Annotated in this window: 19 protein-coding genes and 1 pseudogene; 6 read left to right on the top strand and 14 right to left on the bottom strand. The window is 59.5% G+C overall.

Features of this window, described 5'->3' with window-relative positions:
* The 9 genes and pseudogenes from M0D69_RS16545 to M0D69_RS16505 form a co-directional block, all read right to left on the bottom strand.
* Positions 1 to 1,648, bottom strand: a 1,648-nt coding sequence (locus M0D69_RS16545) for a CocE/NonD family hydrolase (protein WP_301783034.1), incomplete at its 3' end; no start/stop codon positions are given.
* Positions 1,649 to 1,779: 131 nt separating this feature from the next.
* On the bottom strand, positions 1,780 to 3,153 hold the full coding sequence (locus M0D69_RS16540; RefSeq protein WP_301783033.1) for an MFS transporter: 1,374 nt from the start codon (positions 3,151 to 3,153) through the stop codon (positions 1,780 to 1,782).
* 122 nt (positions 3,154 to 3,275) lie between these two features.
* The gene (locus M0D69_RS16535; RefSeq protein WP_301783032.1) at positions 3,276 to 4,745 is read right to left on the bottom strand and encodes an aldehyde dehydrogenase family protein; all 1,470 of its coding nucleotides are present in this window, start codon (positions 4,743 to 4,745) and stop codon (positions 3,276 to 3,278) included.
* 22 nt (positions 4,746 to 4,767) lie between these two features.
* Positions 4,768 to 5,739, bottom strand: coding sequence for an amidohydrolase family protein (locus tag M0D69_RS16530; RefSeq protein ID WP_301783031.1), 972 nt, complete (start codon positions 5,737 to 5,739; stop codon positions 4,768 to 4,770).
* 214 nt (positions 5,740 to 5,953) lie between these two features.
* Positions 5,954 to 6,088 (bottom strand): annotated as a pseudogene (locus M0D69_RS16525) (IS66 family insertion sequence element accessory protein TnpB); the annotation flags it as partial.
* 595 nt (positions 6,089 to 6,683) lie between these two features.
* The gene (locus M0D69_RS16520) at positions 6,684 to 7,301 is read right to left on the bottom strand and encodes a hypothetical protein (RefSeq protein WP_301783030.1); all 618 of its coding nucleotides are present in this window, start codon (positions 7,299 to 7,301) and stop codon (positions 6,684 to 6,686) included.
* 364 nt (positions 7,302 to 7,665) lie between these two features.
* Positions 7,666 to 9,003, bottom strand: a complete 1,338-nt coding sequence (locus M0D69_RS16515; protein ID WP_301783029.1) for an MFS transporter — start codon at positions 9,001 to 9,003, stop codon at positions 7,666 to 7,668.
* A gap of 312 nt (positions 9,004 to 9,315) precedes the next feature.
* On the bottom strand, positions 9,316 to 10,116 hold the full coding sequence (locus tag M0D69_RS16510) for an alpha/beta fold hydrolase (protein WP_301783028.1): 801 nt from the start codon (positions 10,114 to 10,116) through the stop codon (positions 9,316 to 9,318).
* A 51-nt stretch (positions 10,117 to 10,167) separates the two neighbouring features.
* On the bottom strand, positions 10,168 to 11,124 hold the full coding sequence (locus tag M0D69_RS16505; RefSeq protein ID WP_301783027.1) for a VOC family protein: 957 nt from the start codon (positions 11,122 to 11,124) through the stop codon (positions 10,168 to 10,170).
* 396 nt (positions 11,125 to 11,520) lie between these two features.
* On the opposite strand from M0D69_RS16505, the gene M0D69_RS16500 reads away from it, so the two are divergent.
* The 4 genes from M0D69_RS16500 to M0D69_RS16485 are packed head-to-tail and all read left to right on the top strand — an operon-like array spanning position 11,521 to position 14,558.
* The gene (locus M0D69_RS16500) at positions 11,521 to 12,624 is read left to right on the top strand and encodes a maleylacetate reductase (protein WP_301783026.1); all 1,104 of its coding nucleotides are present in this window, start codon (positions 11,521 to 11,523) and stop codon (positions 12,622 to 12,624) included.
* On the top strand, positions 12,625 to 13,233 hold the full coding sequence (locus M0D69_RS16495) for an alpha/beta hydrolase (protein ID WP_301783025.1): 609 nt from the start codon (positions 12,625 to 12,627) through the stop codon (positions 13,231 to 13,233).
* Positions 13,234 to 13,273: 40 nt separating this feature from the next.
* Positions 13,274 to 14,227: a PDR/VanB family oxidoreductase gene (locus M0D69_RS16490; protein ID WP_301783024.1), complete on the top strand. Its 954-nt coding sequence runs from the start codon at positions 13,274 to 13,276 to the stop codon at positions 14,225 to 14,227.
* A gap of 37 nt (positions 14,228 to 14,264) precedes the next feature.
* Complete coding sequence (locus M0D69_RS16485) at positions 14,265 to 14,558, top strand: YciI family protein (protein ID WP_301783023.1); 294 nt, start codon at positions 14,265 to 14,267, stop codon at positions 14,556 to 14,558.
* A gap of 45 nt (positions 14,559 to 14,603) precedes the next feature.
* Here M0D69_RS16485 and M0D69_RS16480 read toward each other — a convergent pair whose 3' ends face one another.
* Both M0D69_RS16480 and M0D69_RS16475 read right to left on the bottom strand, forming a co-directional pair.
* On the bottom strand, positions 14,604 to 15,812 hold the full coding sequence (locus M0D69_RS16480; protein WP_301783022.1) for an NAD(P)/FAD-dependent oxidoreductase: 1,209 nt from the start codon (positions 15,810 to 15,812) through the stop codon (positions 14,604 to 14,606).
* A gap of 56 nt (positions 15,813 to 15,868) precedes the next feature.
* A complete protein-coding gene (locus M0D69_RS16475; RefSeq protein ID WP_301783021.1) occupies positions 15,869 to 17,038 on the bottom strand; it encodes a porin in 1,170 nt (389 codons plus the stop codon).
* Between the two features lie 201 nt (positions 17,039 to 17,239).
* Here M0D69_RS16475 and M0D69_RS16470 point away from each other — a divergent pair, with 201 nt between their 5' ends.
* Both M0D69_RS16470 and M0D69_RS16465 read left to right on the top strand, forming a co-directional pair.
* Entirely contained in the window at positions 17,240 to 18,214 is a 975-nt protein-coding gene (locus tag M0D69_RS16470) for a LysR family transcriptional regulator (protein WP_301783020.1), read from the top strand.
* Positions 18,215 to 18,460: 246 nt separating this feature from the next.
* Positions 18,461 to 19,507 carry an aromatic ring-hydroxylating dioxygenase subunit alpha gene (locus M0D69_RS16465; protein WP_301783019.1) on the top strand — a complete coding sequence of 349 codons (1,047 nt, stop codon included), beginning with the start codon at positions 18,461 to 18,463 and terminating at the stop codon, positions 19,505 to 19,507.
* A gap of 300 nt (positions 19,508 to 19,807) precedes the next feature.
* Here the strand turns inward: M0D69_RS16465 and M0D69_RS16460 are convergent, their stop codons facing one another.
* From M0D69_RS16460 to M0D69_RS16450, 3 genes are all read right to left on the bottom strand, one after another.
* Positions 19,808 to 21,445: a carbohydrate porin gene (locus M0D69_RS16460; RefSeq protein WP_301783018.1), complete on the bottom strand. Its 1,638-nt coding sequence runs from the start codon at positions 21,443 to 21,445 to the stop codon at positions 19,808 to 19,810.
* A 97-nt stretch (positions 21,446 to 21,542) separates the two neighbouring features.
* A complete protein-coding gene (locus M0D69_RS16455) occupies positions 21,543 to 22,349 on the bottom strand; it encodes an SDR family NAD(P)-dependent oxidoreductase (RefSeq protein WP_301783017.1) in 807 nt (268 codons plus the stop codon).
* An 18-nt stretch (positions 22,350 to 22,367) separates the two neighbouring features.
* Positions 22,368 to 23,597 carry an MFS transporter gene (locus M0D69_RS16450; RefSeq protein ID WP_301783016.1) on the bottom strand — a complete coding sequence of 410 codons (1,230 nt, stop codon included), beginning with the start codon at positions 23,595 to 23,597 and terminating at the stop codon, positions 22,368 to 22,370.
* Positions 23,598 to 23,622: the final 25 nt, after the last annotated feature.

Genomic DNA, 23,622 nt, shown 5'->3' with positions numbered 1-23,622 from the left:
TGCTGCATACGTGATACGGAATGTATTCGACGTCGGTCATCGCGCCGGTTCCCGTAGGTACGTCAAGACTGCAGATTTCCACACAGATTCGATGACCGGCCTTGAACTGGTTGGCCGTCGCCAGCACCTGAATTTCATACTTGACAATCTCGCCTAGCGTAACCGGTTCGATCGAATCCTTGGTCAGCTGGTAGAAGGGTTCTGCAGGCGTGGACCGGTCAGGATCCGTTGCCCGGTACGACGCCTTCAGCCAACCACGGGTCAGTTCGCGTTCCGGCAGCGTCTGCGGAACGGTTCGTTCACCCACGCGCGCGGTAACAACCGATACGTCCGGACCCACGTCCTTGAGGATGACGATCCAGTTCGTGTCCGGCTGATCGATCTCTGCATAGAGCGTGAGCGAGATGGGACCCGCCACCAGCACGTCGTGAGGGAGCGGATCAGTCATATAGCGCAGCCGCTCAACCTTGGTGGTCTTCTTGAGCGGCATTTGCGTAAAGACATCCGGCTCCCGCTGCGCATTGCCGACCTCCGCCGAAGGTCGGGGCGCGTCCGTGGACAGCTGCTCCCAACCACCGAGGTAGTACTTGACCCATTGTGTTTCGGGCAGAGGCCAGTCGCTACCCGTGCGCCATTCGTTGGCCCCCATGACCCAGTAGCGAACCGGGGGCTCATCCATGATGCCGGTGTCAACACCCTTGAGCCAGTAGTCGTACCAACGAATGACCTCGTCGTGGTACTGGTGGAAAGGTCGTTCCAGATGTGCCGGCCCAGTAAAGATCAGCTTGCGCGGTTGCTTGACGTTTCCGAAGTAGTGCTGGGCACCGAGCCAGTGCAATTTGTATGTGTATGCATAGGCACCAGACCCCGTATAGAACGGTACCTTGATCGACTTGAAGAATTCTTCGGCCCGCTCGAGAGTCCCGTCCGGCTCCCAAGGGTTCGTCATGATGTGGTACATCACCCACGTGCGCTGCCCCTTCTGCGTCAGAATGTTATAGAGATTGATGTACATCTTGTAATCGGGATTGCGCATGGCCGTGCGCCAGAGCGCCTCCTGCTCATCGGGTAGCGGCCCCGGCACACTACGCGATTCATGCACCGTGCTGAAAACATCGAGCAAGTAAGGGAAGGTATGAATGACACCGCCCGGGTTGAAATCCCGGAACCCGAACATGCCTCCATATGCGCTACAGGCGTCGTAAGGGAAGATCGCCTTGAGCGCCGGATGCCCTTGCGCGGCCGCGCGCCATTGTTCGCCCGCAAACCCCGAAATACCGACCATCCCGACTTTGCCGTCCGACCACGGTTGTTGAGTGATCCACTCGATCATGTCGTAATGATCGGTGTTCTCTTCCCCATAGTGCCCTTCGGACTTGGCCGAGCCTCGCGGCTGCGCAATGACGTGCACGTAGCCGTTCGCAATAAATCGGCGAGTGTCCCCCGCTTCTATCGGCCCGAACCACAGCGGCGCATGTGCGGGTTGAGGAGGCAACACGTCGGCAATGTCCGGCCCCTGAAGATCCTTGTTGTGCAGAGCCGAAGCATAGAGCACCGGATACTTCCCCTTCCCTTCTGGTCGATAGACGTCGACCGCGAGACGAGTTCCATCCCGCATCGTTACGATGACGTCGCGTTCTTCAATCATGTCCCCTCCATATTCGGTTGCCGTTTGGCGTTGTCCTACGATCATGCAAGTTCTCTCTATTACATGAACAATTTATATTAGGCATACTAACTTAATGATCGAACCTGTCGCCTTGAATCTGCCGCAACCCGCTAACACTCGATGCAAACGATCTGATTTCCTGGCGAAGCACGGCTAAGGAAAACAAGCATCAGGCACGATGCTAGTGCGGGCACCGCAGCCGCGACAAACAACGCGGTATTCGACCATTGGAGCTTTATCAGTTGTCCGGCCACCACAGGACCGATTATTGAACCTGCCCGACCGATGCCCAGACTCCAGCCGACCCCGGTGGCCCGCAGCGAGGTTGGATAGAGCGTCGCGGTCAACGCATTGACCGCTGGTTGCCCACCCACAATGCAGATTCCGCTTATCAGCACGACGGCATAGCGCAATCCCGTTGAGAGATCAGGAAGACCAACGGATGATACCGAAAATGTCGCCACCAAAAAGCTAAGCGCCAGGACACGATAGAAGCCGAATCGGTCCATCAACGGGCCCATCAGCAGCGCACCCACGGTACCGCCGATCTGCAATGAGGTACCGACGAGCACAGCCGTCGACACCCCGTGTCCGACTCGCAAGGAAAGCATCGGAAGCCAGTTCGATAGAAAAAAAAGATCCAGCAGGTTCGCGAAATTGATGCCCCATAGCAATAACGTAGTCGTGCCGCGGCCATGGCGAAAGAGCTCGCCAACGGAAGCTTTCGCTTGTGGCTGCCCGTGAACGACAAAGCGGGTCCCTGGCCCGAGCTGGACGTTCGGCGCGATTCGCCCAAGCCACTGAGCAATCCTTTCCGGGCTGCGCTGTTTGACCACCAGCAACTGGAGCGATTCTGGCAGATACCTGGCCATCGGGACCGCAATGACCAGCGGCAATATACCCCCGACGATGAACACCGACCTCCAGCCCATCGACGGGAGCAAGGCTGCGCAGAGAAGCCCTCCAGCAATTGCCCCACCCGTGAAGCCACACGAGACCCATGTCATCAGCGACGCCCGATATTTCCGCGGACTGTACTCGCTGACCAGCGCGATAGCGTTACCCATCACGCCGCCAATACCGAAACCGGTCAAGAAACGAATGACAAGAAATTCCGGCGCACTCTGAACCAGGCTGGTACCGAGCATGCATAACCCATAGAAAACGGTCGCGCCGACCAGCACCGGCCGGCGCCCCGCACGATCGGCCGTGGCACCGAGAACGATGGAGCCCGCGAGCATCCCCAGCAAGCCGGCACCGAAAATAGGGCCGAGCTCGGCCGGGCCGATGCCCCACGCACGGACAATCGCAGGTGCAACAAAACCCATTGCCTGCACGTCGAACCCGTCCATTACCACCGAGCAACCGATCATTACCATGATCCATTTCTGGAAGGTGCTCAGTGGCTGGCTATCGATCAACGCGCCAATGTCAACGATCGAAGCATGCGCCTCTTCCACTCGCTGCGCAGTACAGGGGGTCAATTTTGCACCTCACTCCGTTTGAGCATGAAATCATTCGCCATGAACCACTTCCGTCATCTCAACAATGCCGCCGGGCGACGCGGATCCTTGCTTGTATCCAGCGCACCCGGCAAAACGCCTTTCTAGAACGGATAAGCGGGAAGGTTTTCGCGGCTCGTCACCCACTGCCATTCCGTGAACTGGTCTGCGTTGGTCAGCGTGCTGTAGTTATGTCCGTTGCCGGACAAACCCAGACCGCCCATCGGCCCAAACACCTCGTGCATGATCGTCTGGTCATTGATGTGGACGATGCCGGCATGCAGTCGGTCCGCAATCCGCTGGGCACGACGCAAATCGGAAGAAGCCACTGCCGCAACCAGGCCGTACCGGTTCTGATTGGCCAACGAGACCGCTTCATCATCGTTCTTGAACACAGTCACTGCGGCGACGGGACCGAAGATCTCTTCCTCAAACGCAGGCATTCCCGGCGCGACGTCTACCATGACGGTCGGTTTGAAAAACAGCCCGTCGCGGGAGCCACCGGCGAGAATCCTTGCGCCCTTGCTTACAGAGTCCGCTACGATGCGATCGACGTTGTCGGCCTGCCGTTCATTGATGATGGGACCGAGATGGACGTCGCCCTTGAAAGGGTCGCCAACCGAAAGCGCCTTGGTTTTCCGCACGAGACTTTCAATGTAGGTGTCAGCAATGCTTTCATGAACAAGATGCCGGCCTACGGACATGCAGACTTGCCCCTGGTGCAAGAACGATCCCCATGCCCCAGCGCTTGCCGCGGCTTCGACATCGACGTCATCAAGCACGATGTACGGATTCTTGCCGCCGAGCTCGAGGCTCGCTCGCTTGAGCAGGCCGCCCGCTACGGCGCCGATCGCTTGCCCGACCCGCGTGGACCCCGTGAAACTGATCATGTTGACAAGTGGATCCCGGACGAGCGCGTCACCGGTTTCCGCGCCACCGGGAAGGACATGGAACAGCCCCTCGGGCAACCCCGCAGCCTCGAATAGCCGCGCATACAGGACGCCCCCGCAGATCGGCGTTTGAGGATCGGGCTTGAGCAGCACTGCGTTGCCGGTGGCAAGTGCTGGTGCGATGGCTCGCGCCGCCAGTATGAACGGGGAATTCCATGGGGTAATGACCCCAACCACGCCCATTGGAATTCTGCGCGCTACGCTATGCCGCCCCCTCACGTCGCTTGTCGTGATCACCCCGGACGGCTGGCTGCCTAACGCCGCGCCTTCGAGAATCTCGCGTATCGCCAGCTTCACCTCCAGCTGCCCCTTCGGCCGTATCGACCCGCTTTCCCTGACAATCTGAAGGGCGATCTCCTCTTTGTGAACGTCCAACAAACGAGCGACCTCGCGCAAAACATCCCCTCGCTGAGGCCCCGGCGTCGCGGCCCAGGCGCGTTGCGCATCCGCGGCGATCGCGGCAGCGGCGGACACATCGGCAGCCGACGCCCAACCAATCGATCCCATGTCTGCACCAGTCGCCTTCTCGGTCACCGGAATCGTACCCGCGCCTCCGGTTTTCCACCCGTCGCTATAGATTTTGTTGCGCCACACGTCTGCTGGCGCCAGTTCAGTCACTGACATCCGGTTTCTCCTTTTCCTCGCATCATTCAAGACCAAACAAACGTCGTGCGTTTTCCCGTCCAATCTTCACTCGATCGGTTTCGCTGATTGAGCACGTGTCAAACCACCGGGACGCCTCGTCATGGGTTTCAAACGGATAGTCGACCGAATACATGATTCGGTCACTCCCAACCTCCAGCATCGTGGATAGAAGCGTCTGCGTTCTGAAATTTCCGCTTGTGGTGACGTAGACGTTCTCTCGGAAGTATTCGCCCACGCTGCGCTTGCAGGGCAGTCCTCGTGGCGCCTTTTGGAGAATGTGGTCGACACGCCAGATGTTGAACGGAATCCCCTCGCCGAGATGGCCAAGAATCATCTGCAACCCAGGATTGCGGTCAAAGAGACCTGACGTGATCAGTCTCAGTGCGTGAGTACTCGTCTCAACCGCGAACGCCCAAGTCGCGGCGGTTAGCCATGGAAAACCGTCATAGATCGGTTCACGGGATGGCAACGGATCCCGAGGATGCATATAGAAAGGCTTGCCGAGCGCCGCCGCGCTCGCCCAGAAATCGGTGTACTGCGGGGCGTCGTAGTACACGACATTCTCCGCATCGCCCACTTGGGAAAAGCCATTCACCATGAAGCCATGGAATCCGAGATCCTTTACGCTCCGCTCGAGTTCACGTGCCGCAGCTTCGGGGTCCTGCATCGGCAGCGCGGCAAATCCACCCAAACGAGACGGATGGCGGACAACATGTTCTGCGAGGACATCATTGGCCCGTCTCGCGACATCAATCGCCTGTTTGATATCCGGGATACCCTGGATGCCGGGCGAGTTGAGCGACAAGATCGAATACTCGGTTCCGCCCTGCTCCATTCGCTCGAGTCTCTGCTGCTCAATGTCCATCAGATTGGACTTCAGCATTTCCCAAACCGCGGCAGGCGCATAAATTTTGGACTGCTCAATAGTGAGGTCTATCGCAAAGTGTTCTTCAAGCGCAATCTTGTTTCTCATTGATCTGCTCCAATTCAAGGCGTCGCGACCTCACCCGAAAAAGGAATATGAGGTGCATCACATGGGTTGTCTCGGAAGATTATTTACTTGAATTTTCAAGTACTATGAAACCGAGTGTAATTGATTTTTCAAATACACGCACGCCACGTAAACCCTCACTTATGCTCAAGATGTCTCGTTGGCATGATGCTGGGTTTGATCGGCGCCTGCGACCGCCGTAGACCAATGCGCCCGGTTGCAGGCAGGCATTGAGTAGTCGTTGCTTGTCCAATTGGTCGAAGCTGCGCTTGCCGCCGACACCAACGCGTGTCACCCGCAAGGGCAAAAAGGTCAAATCATCCCCAGTAATGAATTGCGTCCGCAAGTTGGGTTGCGGACGCAATCGGAGTCCGCGGAGATGCGGCCGCTCCGTGGAGTCGCCAGTGGGCGATTTCGACTGAAGTGCGTCGCAATTTGCGGCGACCACGCGCGCTGAACGCTGTTTCGGCCGCACGAACGCCTACGACGGCCGGATCGCCGGGCTTCAGTTGAACTCCGGCAACAGCTTTCCTTCTGTAGAAGAACAGCGCAAGTTTTCGCTCGATAGAAAATCGCCACATCTGATAACCGGAGTTATCAGGTTTGAAAAGCGATAGTCCTCAACCCGGATGTGATTCAACAATGCGGGCTTGAGGCGGAAATTGTTAAAACACGGTTACTGCTCATGCTAGTCATCGCCTGGCAACAATATGCCGGTCGAGAGAGTTCAGCTGTAACCAACGTAGAGCGACAAGCACGAGAAAGTCCACCAGAGGCAGACCACGCAGCTCAACCGGCTACAGCAAACACCGCACGCATGAGCGTGCGAGCAGGTACGGGAACCGCGGTTCACATTTCCCTCGTTTGTTTGCCAAGCGCGTCGACTAGGAGACCTCATCGGGCCCGAATAGCGCGGCCGAGAAAAATCAAAGCTTTTTCGGGCGCGGCGTTTTGCGGACCGGCCCACTGCTTGTTCGCGAGCCGCCTGCCGGCATCGAGGTCGGGCCCTTTCTTTTGTCACTCGCATGTGTCAGCGACAACGCCAACTGGTCCCGCTGATCACGCGCCTGCGCCACTTCATCGATGTAACGTGCGTTCGCGGTGCGCGGCGCGTCCAGATTACCCTCCAGCACACCGACCTGCTGACGGAGATCACCGAGTTGTCTCTGCAGCTTCTGCACTTCATCCCGATGGCGGGTACTGCCCTGCTCCGCTTTGCGCGTAGCCGCGTCCAGTTCCTTCTGCAAGCGTGCGGCCACCTGCCGCTCGCGGTCGACTTCCAACAGCGCCCGAGTTTCGGCTGCTCTCAGCCGCTCCTGCGCCAGCGCGCTGTCGGCACGCAGCTTGTCCAGTTCAGAAGCGAAGTCATGTCGGGCGGTCGCCAGGGCCTGCTGCAGTTTCCGCTCGCCTTCGCGCGCGAGTTCTACCTGCTCCTGCAGCGTCGACGCGGCGGCGACGGAGATCGCCAGCGCCTGTTCCAGTTCAGTGATGCGCGTCTGCGCGCCGTCCAGCGCGGCCGCACTGCCCGTCAGTTCCTGGCGCAATTGGTCGCGCTCGGCCTCGGCCTGAGCCTGCCGCGTCCGCGCGTCCGCGCGTCCGCGACCGAACGTTGCGCCTCGAACTGCGTGGTGGCCAGTTGTTCTTGCGCCATATCGACCGCACGCCCCAACGCAAAAGTGCGGCGGCTTGCGGTTGATGGCATAGCAATTCGCGCAAGTGGTCCATTTGCACTGCGTCTCGTGGTTCACCGGCATGTCGACGACGCGGCGATCGACGCGGTAAGCAACGCGTTTAAGGCGCTAGCAGGGTGAATGTGAGGTTCGCGCAAGACACGACAACACGCATCGCCCGGCTACACAGGTTCTGCCGCGTCGCCCGCGGATTACCACGCAGCGCCCTGCCGACAAGTCAGGTTTCGCGACCAACGAACGCGAAACCACTGAGCCCGACCGCAATCGCTGCAACGAACGCAGGGATAGCGAGAACGGCTATCATAGTGTCGATGCTGAGCTGGATGTGCAGAAGCCGCACCCCAGCTAGCGCGCCGGCGATCCCGCCCGCACGGCCAATACCGAGCATCCATCCGCTGCCGGTAGCCCGGCACGCGATGGGGTAATAGCGAATTGCAAGCGCGAGCATTGAGGCTTGCGAGCCGACTACGAAGAACCCCGCTGAGAATATCGCGGCGGTCAGGACCGACACATGCGCCAACGCCGCTCCGGCAACCCACAGGCTGAGTGCGCCAAACGCATAGGTGAACATCGTCACCTTGTAGGGTGCAAAACGATCGAGCAACCAGCCGCAGACAACAGTGCCGATCACGCCTCCGAGCGGCATGAGCGCAGCGATCGCAGCCGAGTCCCTGATCGAAAACCGGGCGTCCTGAAGAATCGTCGGAAGCCAGCTGGTCAACAGATAAAAGACCAGCAGTCCCATGAAATAACCGATCCATAACATCACGGTACCAAAAACAAGCTGACGCGCGAGAATCATCCCGATACCAGCGAGTGCCGTAGTTCTCCGTGCATGTGCGCCTGATGCGGGAGGCTCAACCGGCAAGACTGCCGGCATTCGGTCCATCACGCATTTGATCTTCGCCGACGGCCAGTTGTTCGCCATCATGAAACTGAGCGACTCTGGCAAGACCAACATACACCCCGCGAGGATCACCGGCAACACGCCGCCCACCACGAACACGCTGGGCCACCCAAGATGCGGAATGAGTGCCGCCGCCATGAATCCGCCAGCCGACGCCCCCAGCGGAAAGCCGCAGTACATCAGACTGACAAAGAAGGAGCGGCGCCTTGCAGGCATGTACTCGGCGAGCAATGGGCCGGCGCAGGGCATCGCTCCGCCTAATCCAAGACCCGTGAGCACGCGCAAAAGCGTCAGGCTGGGCATCGAATGAACAAAGGCGCATGCCAACGTGCAGACGCCGAAGAGCAGAACGGACCCGATCAGAACCGGCTTGCGACCGATCCGGTCCGCCAGCGACCCCGCGATGAAAGAGCCGGCCGCCATGCCGAAGAGAGCCGCACTGAGTAGCGGGCCGAGCTGGGATCGCGGCACGGCGAATTCGGTTGCCATTGCCGGTGCCACGAAACCGATCGCAGCCGTGTCCATACCGTCGAGAAACAAGACCAGGGAGCAGAGGAGCACGATCCATATCTGGAGTGCAGACATCTTCTCGCGTGCAGGGATCGCGGCGGCCAGAGCCGGGCTGGCGTCGTCAACGGCGATGCTCATTTTTGTCTCCAGTAATCTAATTGGCATGTATGGTCACTTCGGTTGACGAATGCCGTCTTTGTCGGAGATCGCCGCCGTGCGTGAGCGGATGATCGACGCGCATCGTCAGTCAGGAGTGCGATGATTCATGCGACCCGATAACGAGGTGTCACGCCTCGCAGAAGCAAGCGGTTTTGGCGCGTGATCGACCCGCGAGGTTGCGGAGAAAACTAGCGGGAAAAACGGTTCGACATGACTGCCCTCCCCGCAGATCTCGCTCAAGCCGCTGCAAGCATGGCGCGGGGATCGAGAACAATCGCGCTGATCCACCGATTACTCGGTTGCGTGTTTGCTCCGCTCGATATCCATGCTTGCGTCGAGCGCTTTAGCGACAAACCGTTCCAGCGCGGCGACCGTTTGAAGCGGCGCTTCGATCATCGGATAATGGCCGGCTCCCGCAATCACCTCGAGCTCCGCCTTTCTGAAAAACGACAACGTGGTCTCTTTTGCCAATCGTTCGGTGCAATTCGGGTCGTGTTCGCCGATCAGTGCGAGAACTGCGGCTGACAACCCGCGCACCTCGTCGCTGATATCCGTCGTGCCGGCGTCGCGTGCATAGCTTTCAAAAGCCACCGGGCTGATGGAATCAAACGATTCGGCCACCACTGCGCGTGCCACCGCGACCGAATACCGGTCTGCCGTTCCCTTGCGAAACAGCGCTTCGCGCTTCTCGCGAGACACGGCGGCTTCACCCATGAATGTGAGGCGCGGCGGGTCGGCATCGGCACCGCGAGCGCTCAAGCCGGCAATCGATACGATCGCCTTGACGCGCTGAGGCATCGCTACGGCGACCATCTGTGCGGCGAGTGCGCCGAGCGAATGGCCCGCCACCGCAAGCTCGGTCCAGCCCAGAAATTCGATGGTACGAACCGCGTCCAGGACTATCTCGCGCAGCGTCATGAGTCCGGGTTCTGCGCGCGACTGCCCGTAACCGCGATATTCCCCTGCAGCGTACTGGAACGAGTCCGTATCCGCGTAGGTGAGCATGTCGTCAAAAGAATCACGCGTGCCCAGTAAGCCGGGGAAAAGCAGGACCTTCAGCGGTCCGGTCCCGACCAGCTTATGCGATTTCATTGTTCAGTCTCCTAATCGATATAAAACCGGACATCCTCCATTCACGGAGGCTTAGACGTGTATCGGGTCTTCCCGCTCCATCAGCTCTAGTATCTGCGCGCGGGATGCGTCGAGTTGCGGAGCGATCTTCAGTTCGGTTCCGAGCAGCGCCTCTTCTTCGTCCATCTTGAAGCCGAGCGACTTGGTCGCCTCGAACATCACGCCGCCCGGCGTACGGACATATACCGACTCGAAATAACCGCGGTTCTTGCGATCCGAAAAGTCCGTAAAACCCATTCCTTCGGCTTCGAACTTGATGCGTGCCTGAGTATCATAGTCGGGCACGTCGAACGCACCGTGGTGCACGATACCTTGGCCGAGTGTCCACGAGCCTTGACGTAACTCGGTGTCGTGAAGGATGTCGATGCGGCGGCCAGCGCCGCCCTCTTCCGTTTCATACCGCGTGAATTTTCCGTCGTGCATGGTCGGCCGGAAATTCCACGCCTGCTGCATGAAAACGTCCATGTCGCCAGCTTCGCGCACGGTAGCGGTCCAGTTATGGAAGCCGCGGACCGCATACTGCTCTGGCACATAGTCCGATTTCCATGGCTTGCGCGTGTCGGTGCGATCTTCGACGATTTCAAAGTCGATGCCGGCATGGACGACGCGGATATACCGCTCGCCGAAGCGCTCTGATTCGCCCGCTATCTCAACCTTGTTTTTACGGAAGTGCTCGCGCCAGAAATCAAGCGAACCGGCCGGCACCGAATAGGCAACCGCCGTGAACTGCCCAGAACCCTTGCGGCCCGTGAGCTTTGTCCTGCGCAACGGAAACGTCGTCATGACGGTGCCCGGCGTGCCGGCTTCGTCGCTGAAATACAGGTGATAGATGGGAATGTGCCCATCGTAGAACAAAGTCCGTTTGATGAATCGCTGGCCGATCACCTTGACAAAAAAATCGACGTCGCCCTGTCCCGTCGAAGTGCACAGCGTAATGTGGTGAAGCCCGCGAATCGAGCTGTTAGTCATACCGTCTCCTTGAATCCAGGGATGAGCTCATCTGACGTGCTGCCTCGGCGCATCGAACGGAATGCCATCGAGCCGTCAGAATCGAGTATGGAGCAGCGATGTCGAGTAGCCCATAGCCGGACGGCAATAGCGCAAATGCCAAAAATGAATATGGCTGTGACTGCGCGAACGGCCTCGGGAGCGCAGTTCACACCCCGGGTGTATCGACCGCGCCCGATGTTGTGGACCTCTGTTTAGGGGCCGTGTGCACATGCCGAATCCGAATGTGACGAAGTCCGGACCAGCGATGGGCGGCCGCTCCGCGCTCGTGTAGTTTGCTATCAAGGAGACATTCGCCGGCTTTATCGCGGATCGTCGACATACGCTTTCTCACGAGCACACGAGGTTTTTGCACGTATGTTGCATCGCACTTTTATCTATTCGCCGCTTCCGGCGCGGGTCATATTTGGTCCTGGAAGTCTTGCCGAGCTACCCACGGAATTCGCCCAGTTGGGGATCGGCGCCGCACTGGTGCTGTGCACCCCTGAACAGGTGGCGCTGGCCGAATCGGTCGCTGCATTGCTCGGAAAGCGATGTGCCGGCGTGTTCGCCAAGGCCGCCATGCATGTTCCCATCGAGGTGGCGCGTGCCGCCCGGGAGCAAGCGCGTGCGGTTGGCGCGAACGGTATCGTCGCTATCGGAGGCGGGTCGACAATCGGGCTGGGCAAGGCAATCGCGCTCGAATCCGATCTACCGATTCTTGCGATACCGACAACCTATGCAGGCTCGGAGATGACGCCCATCTACGGAATTACCGCGGCGGGTGAAAAGAAGACCGGGCGCGACATCAGAGTGCTGCCACGCACGGTCATTTACGATCCGTCGCTCACAACGTCGTTGCCGCGCGGGATGAGCGCAACCAGTGGATTGAATGCGATCGCGCACTGCGTCGAAGCGCTGTATGCCGATAACGGCAATCCAATAACCTCGCTGATGGCTGAAAACGGCATCAGGGCGCTGGCAGAAGGTTTGCCGGAGGTCATGACTCAACCCGACAATATCGACGCGCGAAGTCAGTGCCTCTACGGTGCGTGGCTAGGAGGCTCGGTTCTCGGTGCGACGTCAGTGGCGTTGCATCACAAGCTTTGCCACACGCTAGGCGGCATGCTGCATCTGCCGCACGCTGAAACTCACGCGGTGGTTCTTCCTCACGCAGTCGCCTATAACGCCGTCGCGGTCCCGGAGATCATGAAGAAAGTGGCGCGTGCGATCGGCGCCGGAGATGCCGCGCAGGGGCTCTTCGAACTATCGAGGAGATTGGGTGTGCCTATGTCGCTGCGCGAACTAGGAGTGGCATATCAGGATCTGGATCGCGTCGCCGATGCCGCATTGCAGGCGCCGTACCCGAACCCGCGTGAACTGTCGCATGAAGGTATCCGTGCGCTGCTCGAGAACGCATGGTCAGGACGCGTGCCGGTGTCCAATTCGGCATCACAAGGCAAGGCCGGGACGGAGCGTTGAATGGTGTACAGGACACGTTGGTTCGAAGCGTTGGAAAAGCCCCGAAAGGCGCTTGTCTTCCTGCATGGCAGAGGTCAGGCCTCGCGGTCGGCGCGGGCGATGGCACAGCGCCTGTTCATGCCCGACTCGATCTTGGCATTACCTGAAGCGCCGTCGCAATCGTGGTATCCGGCAAGCTTCTTGTCGGCCGCTGCGATGAACGAAACAGAATTGGAAGCGAGCCTGTGCTATTTGGAGGAGGTGATCGGAAAGATAGTCGGTAGCGGCATCTCGCCGGATGCGATTACCCTCGCGGGCTTCTCGCAGGGGGCGGCGCTCGCGGCAGAGTTCACCGGGCGCAAATTCCATGCATTGCGCGCGCTGATTGCCTTCACCGGTGGGCGTATCGGACCCTGGAACGTCCGGTGGCCGGAACACACGCGCCTGGAAAACATGCGGATGCTGTTCTCCGCCTCGGCACGCGATCCGTTCGTTCCCCTCAAGCGGATCGAAGAAACCATTGAGCATTTCGTGCAGCGCGGCGCCACGGTCGAGGCCTTGTCGTTCGACGACAGCGATCACTGTGTGCGGGAAGAGGAATACCGCGCAGCGCTGACGATCATTGCGTGACGATTAACCGCCAACCTGCGGCAAACCGAGATATCTCCAAATGCAAACCTTGTCTGTAAAAGTGGCGCGGAAGATCCTGGAGGCAGATGACATCGTCAGCTTCGAACTGCGCCCGGTAGACGACGTCCAACTTCCACCGTTTTCGGCCGGCTCGCACGTGGACGTGCAATTGCGCTCCGGCCTCGTGCGGCAATATTCGCTGTGTAACCACTCTGATGAAACACACCGCTACGTGATCGGCGTGCTGCGCGACCCTCTTTCGCGCGGAGGATCGACAGCGATGCATGAGCTACAGGAAGGCGATGTGATGCAGATCAGTCAACCGCGCAATCATTTCCCGCTTGTCCACGCTCGTCGTAGTCTGCTGTTCGCCGGCGGTATCGGCATTACGCCGATACTCTGCATGGCCGAAGTCCTGGCGCATGCCGGCAAGAACTTCGACATGCACTATTGCACGCGCTCACCTGCAAAAACCGCGTTTCGCGACCGCATAAACAACGCCCGATTTGGCCGGCATGTTCATTTTCATTTCGATGATGGCGATGCCGCTCAGAAACTCGATCTCGAACTAGCTCTCGCTGACCCGGACCCCGACACGCATCTCTATGTGTGCGGACCCGGCGGATTCATCGGTTATATCGCCGACGGCGCGCGAGATCGCGGTTGGCGTGACGACCAGATTCACTTCGAGTACTTTGCGGCGGCCCAACCTGATCCTGCCACTGCCCGCAGCTTTGACGTGAAGATCGCCAGCACTGGCCGGATCATTCATGTGCCGGAAGATACTTCTGTCACCATGGCGCTGTCGAATGGGGGTATCGATATCCCGGTGTCTTGCGAACAGGGCATATGCGGAACCTGCCTGACGCGGATCATCGAAGGTGAGCCTGATCATCGGGATCACTTTCTGACCGACGCTGAAAAGGCAAGAAACGACCAGTTCACGCCCTGTTGTTCGCGCGCGAAAGGCGGAATCCTTGTGCTCGACCTATGAGGCTGTTAACAACCTTGACCGAAAGGATCCTCACATCATGTATTTCGTCATTACTGCGCTGGATCGCCCCGGTAGCATCGACTTGCGTCTGAAGACACGCGACGCTCACCGGGAATATCTGCACGGCGAGCACGCGCAGATTCAGCTCAAGCTCGCGGGACCGCTACTCGCGGAGGATGGTAAAACAATGATCGGATCGTTGATCGTCGTCGAAGCTTCTGATCGCGAAACCGTGGAGGCGTTTTCTGCGGGCGATCCGTACCGGAAGGCGGACCTGTTCAGCAGCGTGTCGGTGCTTCAATGGCAGTGGAATACCGGCTGCCCTGACTGAAAGTGCCAACAGCAGGCGGGTACCGCCCGCCTGCTTCTACGGACCTTAACTGATCTCGGCAGCCCTGCGTACCGAACTGATCATCGACGAGTCCAGCAGGAACTCCCGTACTTTGACCGGATCCCTCGACAGAGCGCGCATTGCATCCTGATTGCGGCGGCGGACATCCGGATCGCGCTCCTCCATCGCCTGCTTGTTACGGATACTGTTCTTCTGCACCACTTCGACAGCCACCGTTCGCCGCTGACGCGAGTACAGTTCCAGCGCCTCCTCGCCGCTTAATCCCAGCCATACGTCCGCGAGCTTGTTGGCGAGGTTGAATGCATCGTGGACCCCCCCGTTCAGACCGAATCCGCCGATGGGGTTGTTGATATGCGCGGCATCACCGGCGAGCGTGACACGGCCTTTAAAGAACGTATCCGCTACCCGCTGATGGATACGATAGGTTCCCGAATAGGTAACCGGATATTCCATGTCGGTACCCAGCGTCTTGCTCAGCCTTGCCTGGACAGCCTCTGCCTGAAGGAGCACGTCATCCGGGGCATCCAGGTCGGCCGGCATCGCGATACGCCACAGGTGCTCCTTCGTGTCGTCGTAAAGCTTCAGGACAACCGCCCAGTTCTCCGGATCTGAAACGTAGGCCGTGCCCGTATAGCCCAGCTTTTCGAGCGGATATTCGACGTTCGTCACGAGAAACTTTTCCTTCCACGTGAAGCCTTCAAAATCGAAACCTGCCGTCTTCCTGACTTTGCTGTGTGCACCGTCAGAACCGACCACCCAGGGGCTTCGGACAATCCTCTCTCCGTCAGCCGTCGCAATGGTCAGCACTGCAGTCTTATCCTCGTTCTTCACCGATGTCACGGTGGACCTGAAACGAAGCTCGACGTTCGGATCATCTTTCAGCGTGTCCAGCAGCAAGCTGCTCAGATAATGCTGCGGCAGATGGTAGCGAAACGGAAAATTGGTGATTTCCGCCAGCGTGCCGAGATCGAATTCGGCATAGACGCCGTCCGCTCTGTCGCGCATCTGCCAGACAGGAATGCGCAAACCCATCTTCATCAACGACGATTCAATGCCCAGTCGCTGGAATATCTCCAGCGTCGGTGGATGAAAGGCCGCACCTCGCTGCTCTTTTGCAATCTCCCCTGCCGCTTCGTACACGACACAGGGGACGCCACGTCGTGACAGGGTCAGGGCAGTCGTCAGGCCAACAGGACCGCCGCCGACAATTGCGATTCGCTTGTCGTCGCACATATGAATTCCTGAAAAAAATTTAAAAATACGACGTCTTCGTCAACTGCAGGCTTAGCCTAGAAGCGTTGCTGCATGCCGACCAGGACGCCGGTCTGCTTTGCACCGGCAACCGTGTAGTACCCGGCTCCGACGGCGTACGACGCCCTGCTGTTGTTCTGCATGAAACCGAGCATCGTATAAAGGGACGTGCGCTTCGACAGAAGATAGGTCGCACGCATCACGTAATAGTTGGCGTTCTTTTGGTCGGTCGTGGTGATCCTCGATATCTCCCCGTCAAACTCAATATCCGGGCGGAACATGTACGCCGCACCACCGTAGAAAATGTTCGTCTGATAGTCCGTCGTGGTTGTCGTCATCCGGTGAATCATGCCGCCGCGCAGGCTGAGATCGCCCAGGAGGAAATATCCACTCGCCATATACCGGGTCGTCTTTGCGCTGCTGGTCGCCAGCAACAGGGGCATCGACGGATCATATGAAACGCTGCCTGCAGACAACCCGGGGCCACCACGCAATTGGTCGTAGACAAACTGCAGCCCGAGCTCCTGTCCCCAGTAACCGATCAACGCCGTAATCTGGCGGCACGCAACCGGGTCGCCGGGCACGTTGCCGGGACAGTTCGACGCGGCCGGGTTGTACGCAGCACCGGCGTTTGCCATTGCGCTTCCGGCGGCGCTTGCCGCATCGCGACCGGTGCTATAGGTGGCGCCCGCAACAAAATGACGGAACTCGCCGAAGTAACTCACAGCGTTGTCCGAGCGTGAATTAGGCAGATATGGATCGAGCGCGGCGAGGGAATACAGCGCAGGCCCAAGCACGGTCGATTTCAGCAATCCGATGTACGTCATGTTCACTTGCCGGCCCATTCGGAACGTGCCGTACTGCGATTCCAGCCCCAGCCAGGCAGACCGCCCGAACAGACGATTGCCGTTGCTAAGTGCGCCGGAATTCGGTACAAAGCCGTTCTCGAGTTCGAAGATCACATTCACTCCGCCGCCTAGTTCTTCTTTGCCCCGCAGGCCCCATCGCGACGGCAGCGATCCCGCCAGCGACGCCATGCGAACTGCGGAGCCGGACGCCGTGGTTTGTCCCGGCGCCTTGGCCGCCTGACTCTCCCAATCAACGCCCACGTCGATCAAGCCATACAGCGTGACGCTGCTTTGAGCTTGCGCCTGCGACGAACCCAGCAGCGCGCCCGCACTGACCATCAGTAGCAGAAGCCGTTTCATGTCTCCGATCCTTGTCGTCATTGTTATTTTCCTACCGCTATGACAAGGTACTTAGGTCACTATTGAGTGTCGATACAGCGAGATGCATCTCGGGTATGCTCGGCACGCATGACGTCGCGCTACGCATTAACCCTTAGGATGATTCATCTAAGTTGACGCAGTCTCCATATGCATTTAGGTTCGGGACGTGAAGACCTTCAAATGACTCCCGTGACATTTAACTCCCCGCTCGCCGCTTCTCTTGATCTGAAACTGCTGGTCGTCTTCGACGCGGTGATGCGCAAGGGCGGCCTCACCGTCGCCGGCGACAGCCTTGGCATAAGCCAGCCTGCAATGAGCCAGTCGCTTGGCAAACTGCGTCAATATTTCGGTGATCCGCTGTTCGTTCGCACCGTAACAGGTATGTCACCCACACCCAGGGCGCGCGAACTTGCTCCGAAGATCGCATCGGTGATCCAGCTCATGGAGGATGCAATCAAGGGCAATGGCGAATTCGATCCGGCAACGTCAAACCGGACCTTCAGCTTCATCGCGACTGACTTCGGCGCCGCATTCCTGCTGCCGAAACTGCTGCAATACATTGCGAAGCACGCGCCGGGCATCCGCGTGCGGGCTGCTAACGCGCCAACACACGGCGTAGAGGAAGCACTTGAAGATGGTGAAGTGGATCTGGCGATCGGCAGCTTTGCGATCACCCGTTCGCCTTTTTATCAACGCCGGCTTTATTACTCAGACTATGTTTGTCTCGCGCGAGCGGGACACCCGACTGTTCAGCGGACCTTGACCGAACAAGCCTATCTGGAAGCAACCCACGCGCTAGTCGCACCGCTACCCGCAGGCTACGAAGGGCTGGAAAAGTATCTGCTTGACCACGTACCGGCTTCTCAGTTCGCGGTAATCATGCCGAACTTCCTGACCCTTCTGATGGTCTTGCCCACGTCAGACGCCTTGTTCACCGTTTCAAGGCGCGCGGGAGAATCCCTGGCCCAGTTGCTGACGGCGCAGGTGCTGGAATTGCCTGTGCAGATTCCGGGGTTCTCAGTGCGGCAATTCTGGCATGAACGGTTTCATAAAGACCCGGCTAACAAATGGTTCCGCGATGTCATCTACTCACTGCTGATTCAGCCTGATACGGGCGCTCCAGCCCCCCGTCACGCCGCGTCGCTCGAGGAATAGAGCACGCACCGCAGAGACCACGCGAGTTCCCACCTGACCCGTCCGGCAACAATGCATCCCGTTCATTCAGCCGGCGCTTGATCGTCAAGATCACTCAGACAGCGCGCACACACGCGGACATTCCGGAATTGCATGCTTCACATGCGCGTAACGGCATAGCCAGTCGCTAGCTAATTCCATAGATTGGCTGCAGTGCCGCGCCGATTCAATGGCACGGCGTAGTTCAGATCAATCGGGAGACGACAAATGTTTGCGCGGAATGTGTGGTACGTGGCGGCTTGGAGTAGCGAAGTGACGGCGAAGAAACCCTTTGGGCGTCGCATTCTGAACGAGCCGGTGGCGTTTTACAGGAAGACTGACGGAACGGCTGCCGCCTTGTTCGACCGATGCTGCCACCGCGGCTACCCTCTCTCGCACGGAAGGATTATCGGCAGCAATCTGCAATGCGGGTATCACGGGATCGAATTCAACTGTGAGGGGACCTGCGTCAAGATTCCGGGTCAAGAGACAATCCCGTCGCGTGCGAAGGTTCGCTCCTTCCCCGTCGAAGAAAAGGATGGCCTGATCTGGATCTGGATGGGGGACGCCAAACGGGCGCAACAGACGCCGGTACCAGGCTATCAATGGCATACGGACGAACGCTGGGGCTGGAAAGGCACAACCTTCCTCATCAAGTCGAACCATCTCTACCTGAACGACAACCTGCTGGACGCGTCACATCTTGGTTATGTTCACCTGAAAACCGTCGGCGGTAATCCGGGTATTCACGACAAGACCGCGATGAAGGTCGAGCGTACGGATCGCAGCGTGACCGTCTCGCGACTACTCCCTGACACACCGCCCGCACCAACCTACACCAAGATGGCAAATATCACGTGCAACATCGACCGCTGGCAGGATATCCATTTTCAACCGGGTCTGATTTGTGTGGACGTCGGCGCCACAAAAGTCGGCACGGGCCAGACTGCCGAAGGGCGCGCGAACGCGATGTTCGAATTCCGCGTAGCAAATGGAGTAACGCCTGAAACCGAACATACGACGCATTACTTCTGGTCAGCTGCTCAAAGCCTGAATCCGTCGGATGCTGCCGTCACCCAGACGATGTACGATGAAATCGAAAAAACGTTTCGCGAGGACTGGGAGGTTATCGAAGCCCAATACGAGCGGTTGCTCGAAGCGCCCGACTGGCGGACCGTCGACGTGAACAATGACGTAGCTAGCGTTCAGGCCCGGCGAATCTATGACAGCCTGGTACGTGAGGAATGCGAAGTTGGCACGGCATCGCCTTCCTGATTACCCAAAACCGCTGGTATGAAAGATCAGTCTCCGACAATTTATACCAGCGTGCAGATATTGCGCTGCTGACTGTAGAAGTCCAGCGACGCCAGACCCCCTTCGCGACCGATGCCCGAACAAAGAGGATTACTGAGTTGAAGATATCACCGCTCAACGCCACCAAGGAACGGAAAACCCGTGCAATCGCGTAGGCATCGACAAAGTGCGCGTCCCTGTCGTCGCAAGACATCGACAAGAACGCCTCCCTCCGTGGGGTGGCGTCGCACCGCCACCTCGCACTGCGGATCGCGTGGCGGGTCAATGGTCGGTCAGGCCGAGCATCTTATCGATGAAGATGCTCGCGAGGATCCCAGCGACGTAGCCATTCTTCGGAGTGGCCGAATACGTGGGATTTCCCCACGTATTCGTATGCCACGTCCGCATCACATACGGGCTCAGGATGATGCTCCGGGTGACAGCGATATTCCCGTCGAGCTTGAGCCCGAGCTGGGTGCGTCCAACCGTATAGCCGGTTCCTCCGGCTGCCAGGTTCTGCTGTTGCAGAAACTGCTGCTCGCTCGACGTGAGGGTCGCCCAATTGAAGTTCAATGAGTAGCTGTCGTGCGGTCGGCTGCGAAACGGTGCCTCGAGGATCAGCCCGGTAATCCCGGTCATCGCGAGCCCCGTGCTCGCGTGCCCATCGAAGCTGGTCGTCAGGCTGCCAAACACCGAGAGTGCGGTCGGATCGCTCACACTGCTCTGGCCGCCGTCTGGCCGGTATACGACCTGCCTGCCCCCCACATACATGCCGGACGTTCCGTTGTGCTTGGCCGAAGTGAACGGGTCGGTTTGCGTCGCCGTGTTGTGATAGAACATCAGCTCATAGCTCTTCGGATACGGATCTGTCTGATACGTCGTCCGGTAGACAATATTCGCCAGCCACGTGTTGCTGTCCGGTACGCTGTCGGTCCATTCCCAGCCGTTCGTGAACGGGAAGGCAGGATTCGAGCGCCACACGCCCGCCTGCACGGACAAAGCGGGCGTCAGGTTGTAGCGCACACGTGCGCCCCAGTTGGCGTAGATGGGTGGACTCATCCCCGCGTTGTCCTGCAGTATCGCGCTCTGGCAGCCGAATCCCTGATTGCAGACCGGTGCCGCGAAGTAGAGGCCCGGATTGCTCTTGCCAACTTCTACATCGAGCTTGTCGTGGAACGCCTTTTGTTCCCAGGTGAAGACCGTGAGATGCGACACTTTCGGTACGTACGGCCCGGGCTGTCCGGCAAGCACGTCACCTACCTGCGAGCCCCAACCGAGGTTCGTCGTGAATGGCACGAACAGTTGCTGGAAGTGAATCGTGGCACCATCGAAACCCGCGATTTTCTGTAGGTCGAAGTCGCCCCCGACAGAAATGAAGGTCAGCGCTTCATGATTGCCCGTCTGCTGGCCAACGCTCGGATTGGTCAGGTACATCTGCACGAGATTGAATACCGGCGTGAAGCCCCAGTTGTTCAAGGTGGTTCCGAGGCCCGACAGGATCCCCTGGCGCGGACTTTCGGCGGGCTCCGGCGCCGCGTTGCCGACGTGTGACACGCCGAGCTGGTCGGTCGACGGTATGCCCTGCTGCACGGTCGGGCGATCAGTGGAAGCCTGCTTGTCCGCCTCGCCGCTCTGCGCGAGCGAAACTGGCGCCGATGTTGCGTCCGTGGGGTGCGTAACGCTGGACGCGTGCGTAGCCGGCGTATTCGCCTGGGTTGCGCCTGCCGCTTTCTGCGCGGCGCCAGTCGATGCGTTTTTCGTGGCGTCTACCGGCTGCGTTGCTCTGGTCGCTGCCGGCGCATCCGGTTCTGCCTGCGCGGCGGCCGTGCCGCTCGCCAGCATCGCTGCGAGCGCAATGGCCGACAGGCGCAACACACCGGGCGAGCGACGAAAGAAGATGCCAAATCTGTTCGATGTCATTGTAGTCTCCTGTGTATTTTCAAAGGCAATGCGGTGCCAGCCATGCCTTCATGAGGCACGGTTCAGGGCGTGTAACGGAAAGTGAGAGGAGGCGGTGCTACCAGGCCGTCGCGCCGCCGTCTACCGGGAAGTCGGCAGCGGTGATCCAGCTCGCCTCATCAGAGGCGAGAAAGAGCGCGCACCACGCAACGTCCTCGGGCTGGCCGACGCGCCTGATCATCATCTTGCCAAGCGCCCGTTCGAGAAACTCAGGCTGTGCCTGCATGTGCGCACGCGTGGCCGCCGTTTCGACGAGCGCAGGCGAAATGCTGTTCACACGGATACCGTACGGGCCGCCTTCCATCGCGAGCTGGCGCGTCATGGCAAGCACACCGCCCTTGCCGGCGCAATGCGCAAGCGCAGGGGACCCTTCGAGCGCGACCGCGGCATTGGCCGAAGCGAAGTTGATCACCGAGCCGCCACCGCGTGCGATCAGCACCGGCCACGCGGCCTGGCAAAGCAGGAACACGATATCGAGCTCGCCTGTCAGCGTGCGGCGCCATTGTGTTTCGTAGTCCATCTCCTGCAACCACGCAAAGGCCCCGTACGCGGCCGCGTTGACCAGCACGTCGAAACCGCCGTGCTTTTCCCGCGCGAACTCGACGACGCGCACGGCGCCTGCGGGATCGGTCAGGTCGCAAGGATGGAGGCTATCGAGCGCGAAGCCGCGCGCGCGGGCGTCTTCAACAGTCCGGCCAGCGGCTGCGGCATCAATATCGCAGCCAACCACGCGTGCCCCCTGGGCCGCGAACAGCAGCGCGCACGCGCGGCCGATTCCGCTCCCGATGCCGGTGACCACCGCGACCTTACCTTGCAAGCGCTGCCCTTCCTGCACCGGGAGTGCATGTTTGAAAACAGACTTCATGACGGGCCTCGCGACGAATCAGCTAAGCTTCAGGCGGCGTGAGCAGAGCGACCCGGCGAACGCGAGCGCAGCGATGAGAAGGAGTCCGATGCCCCAGCCTTCGATGACCGCGAAGCGCGAGCCCCAGAGACCGACCAGCGGCATCACGAATAGCGGACTGCAGAAGTACCCGATGAACTGCGTCGCGGTGAACGCTCCCGTGCCGAATCCGCGGCGTGCAAAGGGCAGCGAACGCAGCCCCCAGCTGATCAGTGCGGGCAGGACCACCCCGCAGCCTAAGCCGTTGATCGCGGCGCCGAGCGTGAGCAAGGTAAAGTCATGCGCCGCGCCCATGATCAGGAAGCCGAGGCCGCAGACCAGCGAGCCGATTGCGAACTGCTGCACCACCGCAAGCCGGCTGACGAGAAACCATCCGAACGCCAGCGTACCGGCGATGATGCCGACGCTGTTCAGTGCATAGGCAAGGCCGATCTCACCGGTCGAGCGCGTGCCGAGGTCGACCAGCATGAACGCCAGATGAACCGGCACGACCATGAACACCAGGCCGACGGCGAATGCAACCGCGCAAATCAGCGTGAGCAGCAACGGACTGAATGCCGGTTCGCCTGCGGCAACGTGACCGCCCGCTGCCGGTGTGCCGGACGCGCTGCGGGTATCCCAGATGAAGATCTGCACAAGCGGCGCAAGCAACAACGGCAACGCGTACGCCATGAACGGCACGCGCCAGCCATACGCACCGAGTGCGCCGCCCATCAGGTTGAAGATGAACGCCGATGTCGATGCGACCGTAACCTGCAGCGACGCATAGCGATCGCGCTGCTTGCCGCTGAAATAGTCGCCGATAAACGAGGTGCTGACGGTCATCACCGCCGCCTCGGCAAGTCCGACAACTGCGCGGCTCGCAAGAATCCCATAGATCGAATCGAGGTAAAGCGGCGCAGTACCCGCCACCGCGTACAGAACAAGCGCGCTGACCAGCACCCGCTTGCGGCCAACCCGGTCGCTGACGGCACCGATCGCCATCGCCAGCGCACCGAGTATCAGCATCGGCATCGTGACGACGACCGGGACCAGCGTTTCGATACCCGGTACGCTCGCGAAATGCTGCTGCATCGCGGGAAGCACAGGTCCGATCACGGTCGGCGCAAGTGTTCCGCAGATCACCGTGCTGAGCAGGATCAGCGCTTGAAAGAAGCTGGCTTCGCGGGGGGCCGGCGCGGCATGGCGCCGGTTGTTCTGAACATGCATGACGTCGTCTCCGTTTATGAAGGGG

Origin of the sequence: Caballeronia sp. SEWSISQ10-4 2, from assembly GCF_030464885.1 — a bacterium.
Lineage (GTDB): Bacteria > Pseudomonadota > Gammaproteobacteria > Burkholderiales > Burkholderiaceae > Caballeronia.
The sequence above is the reverse complement of the archived record's forward strand: the minus strand, read 5'-3'. Positions and strand labels throughout refer to the sequence as shown.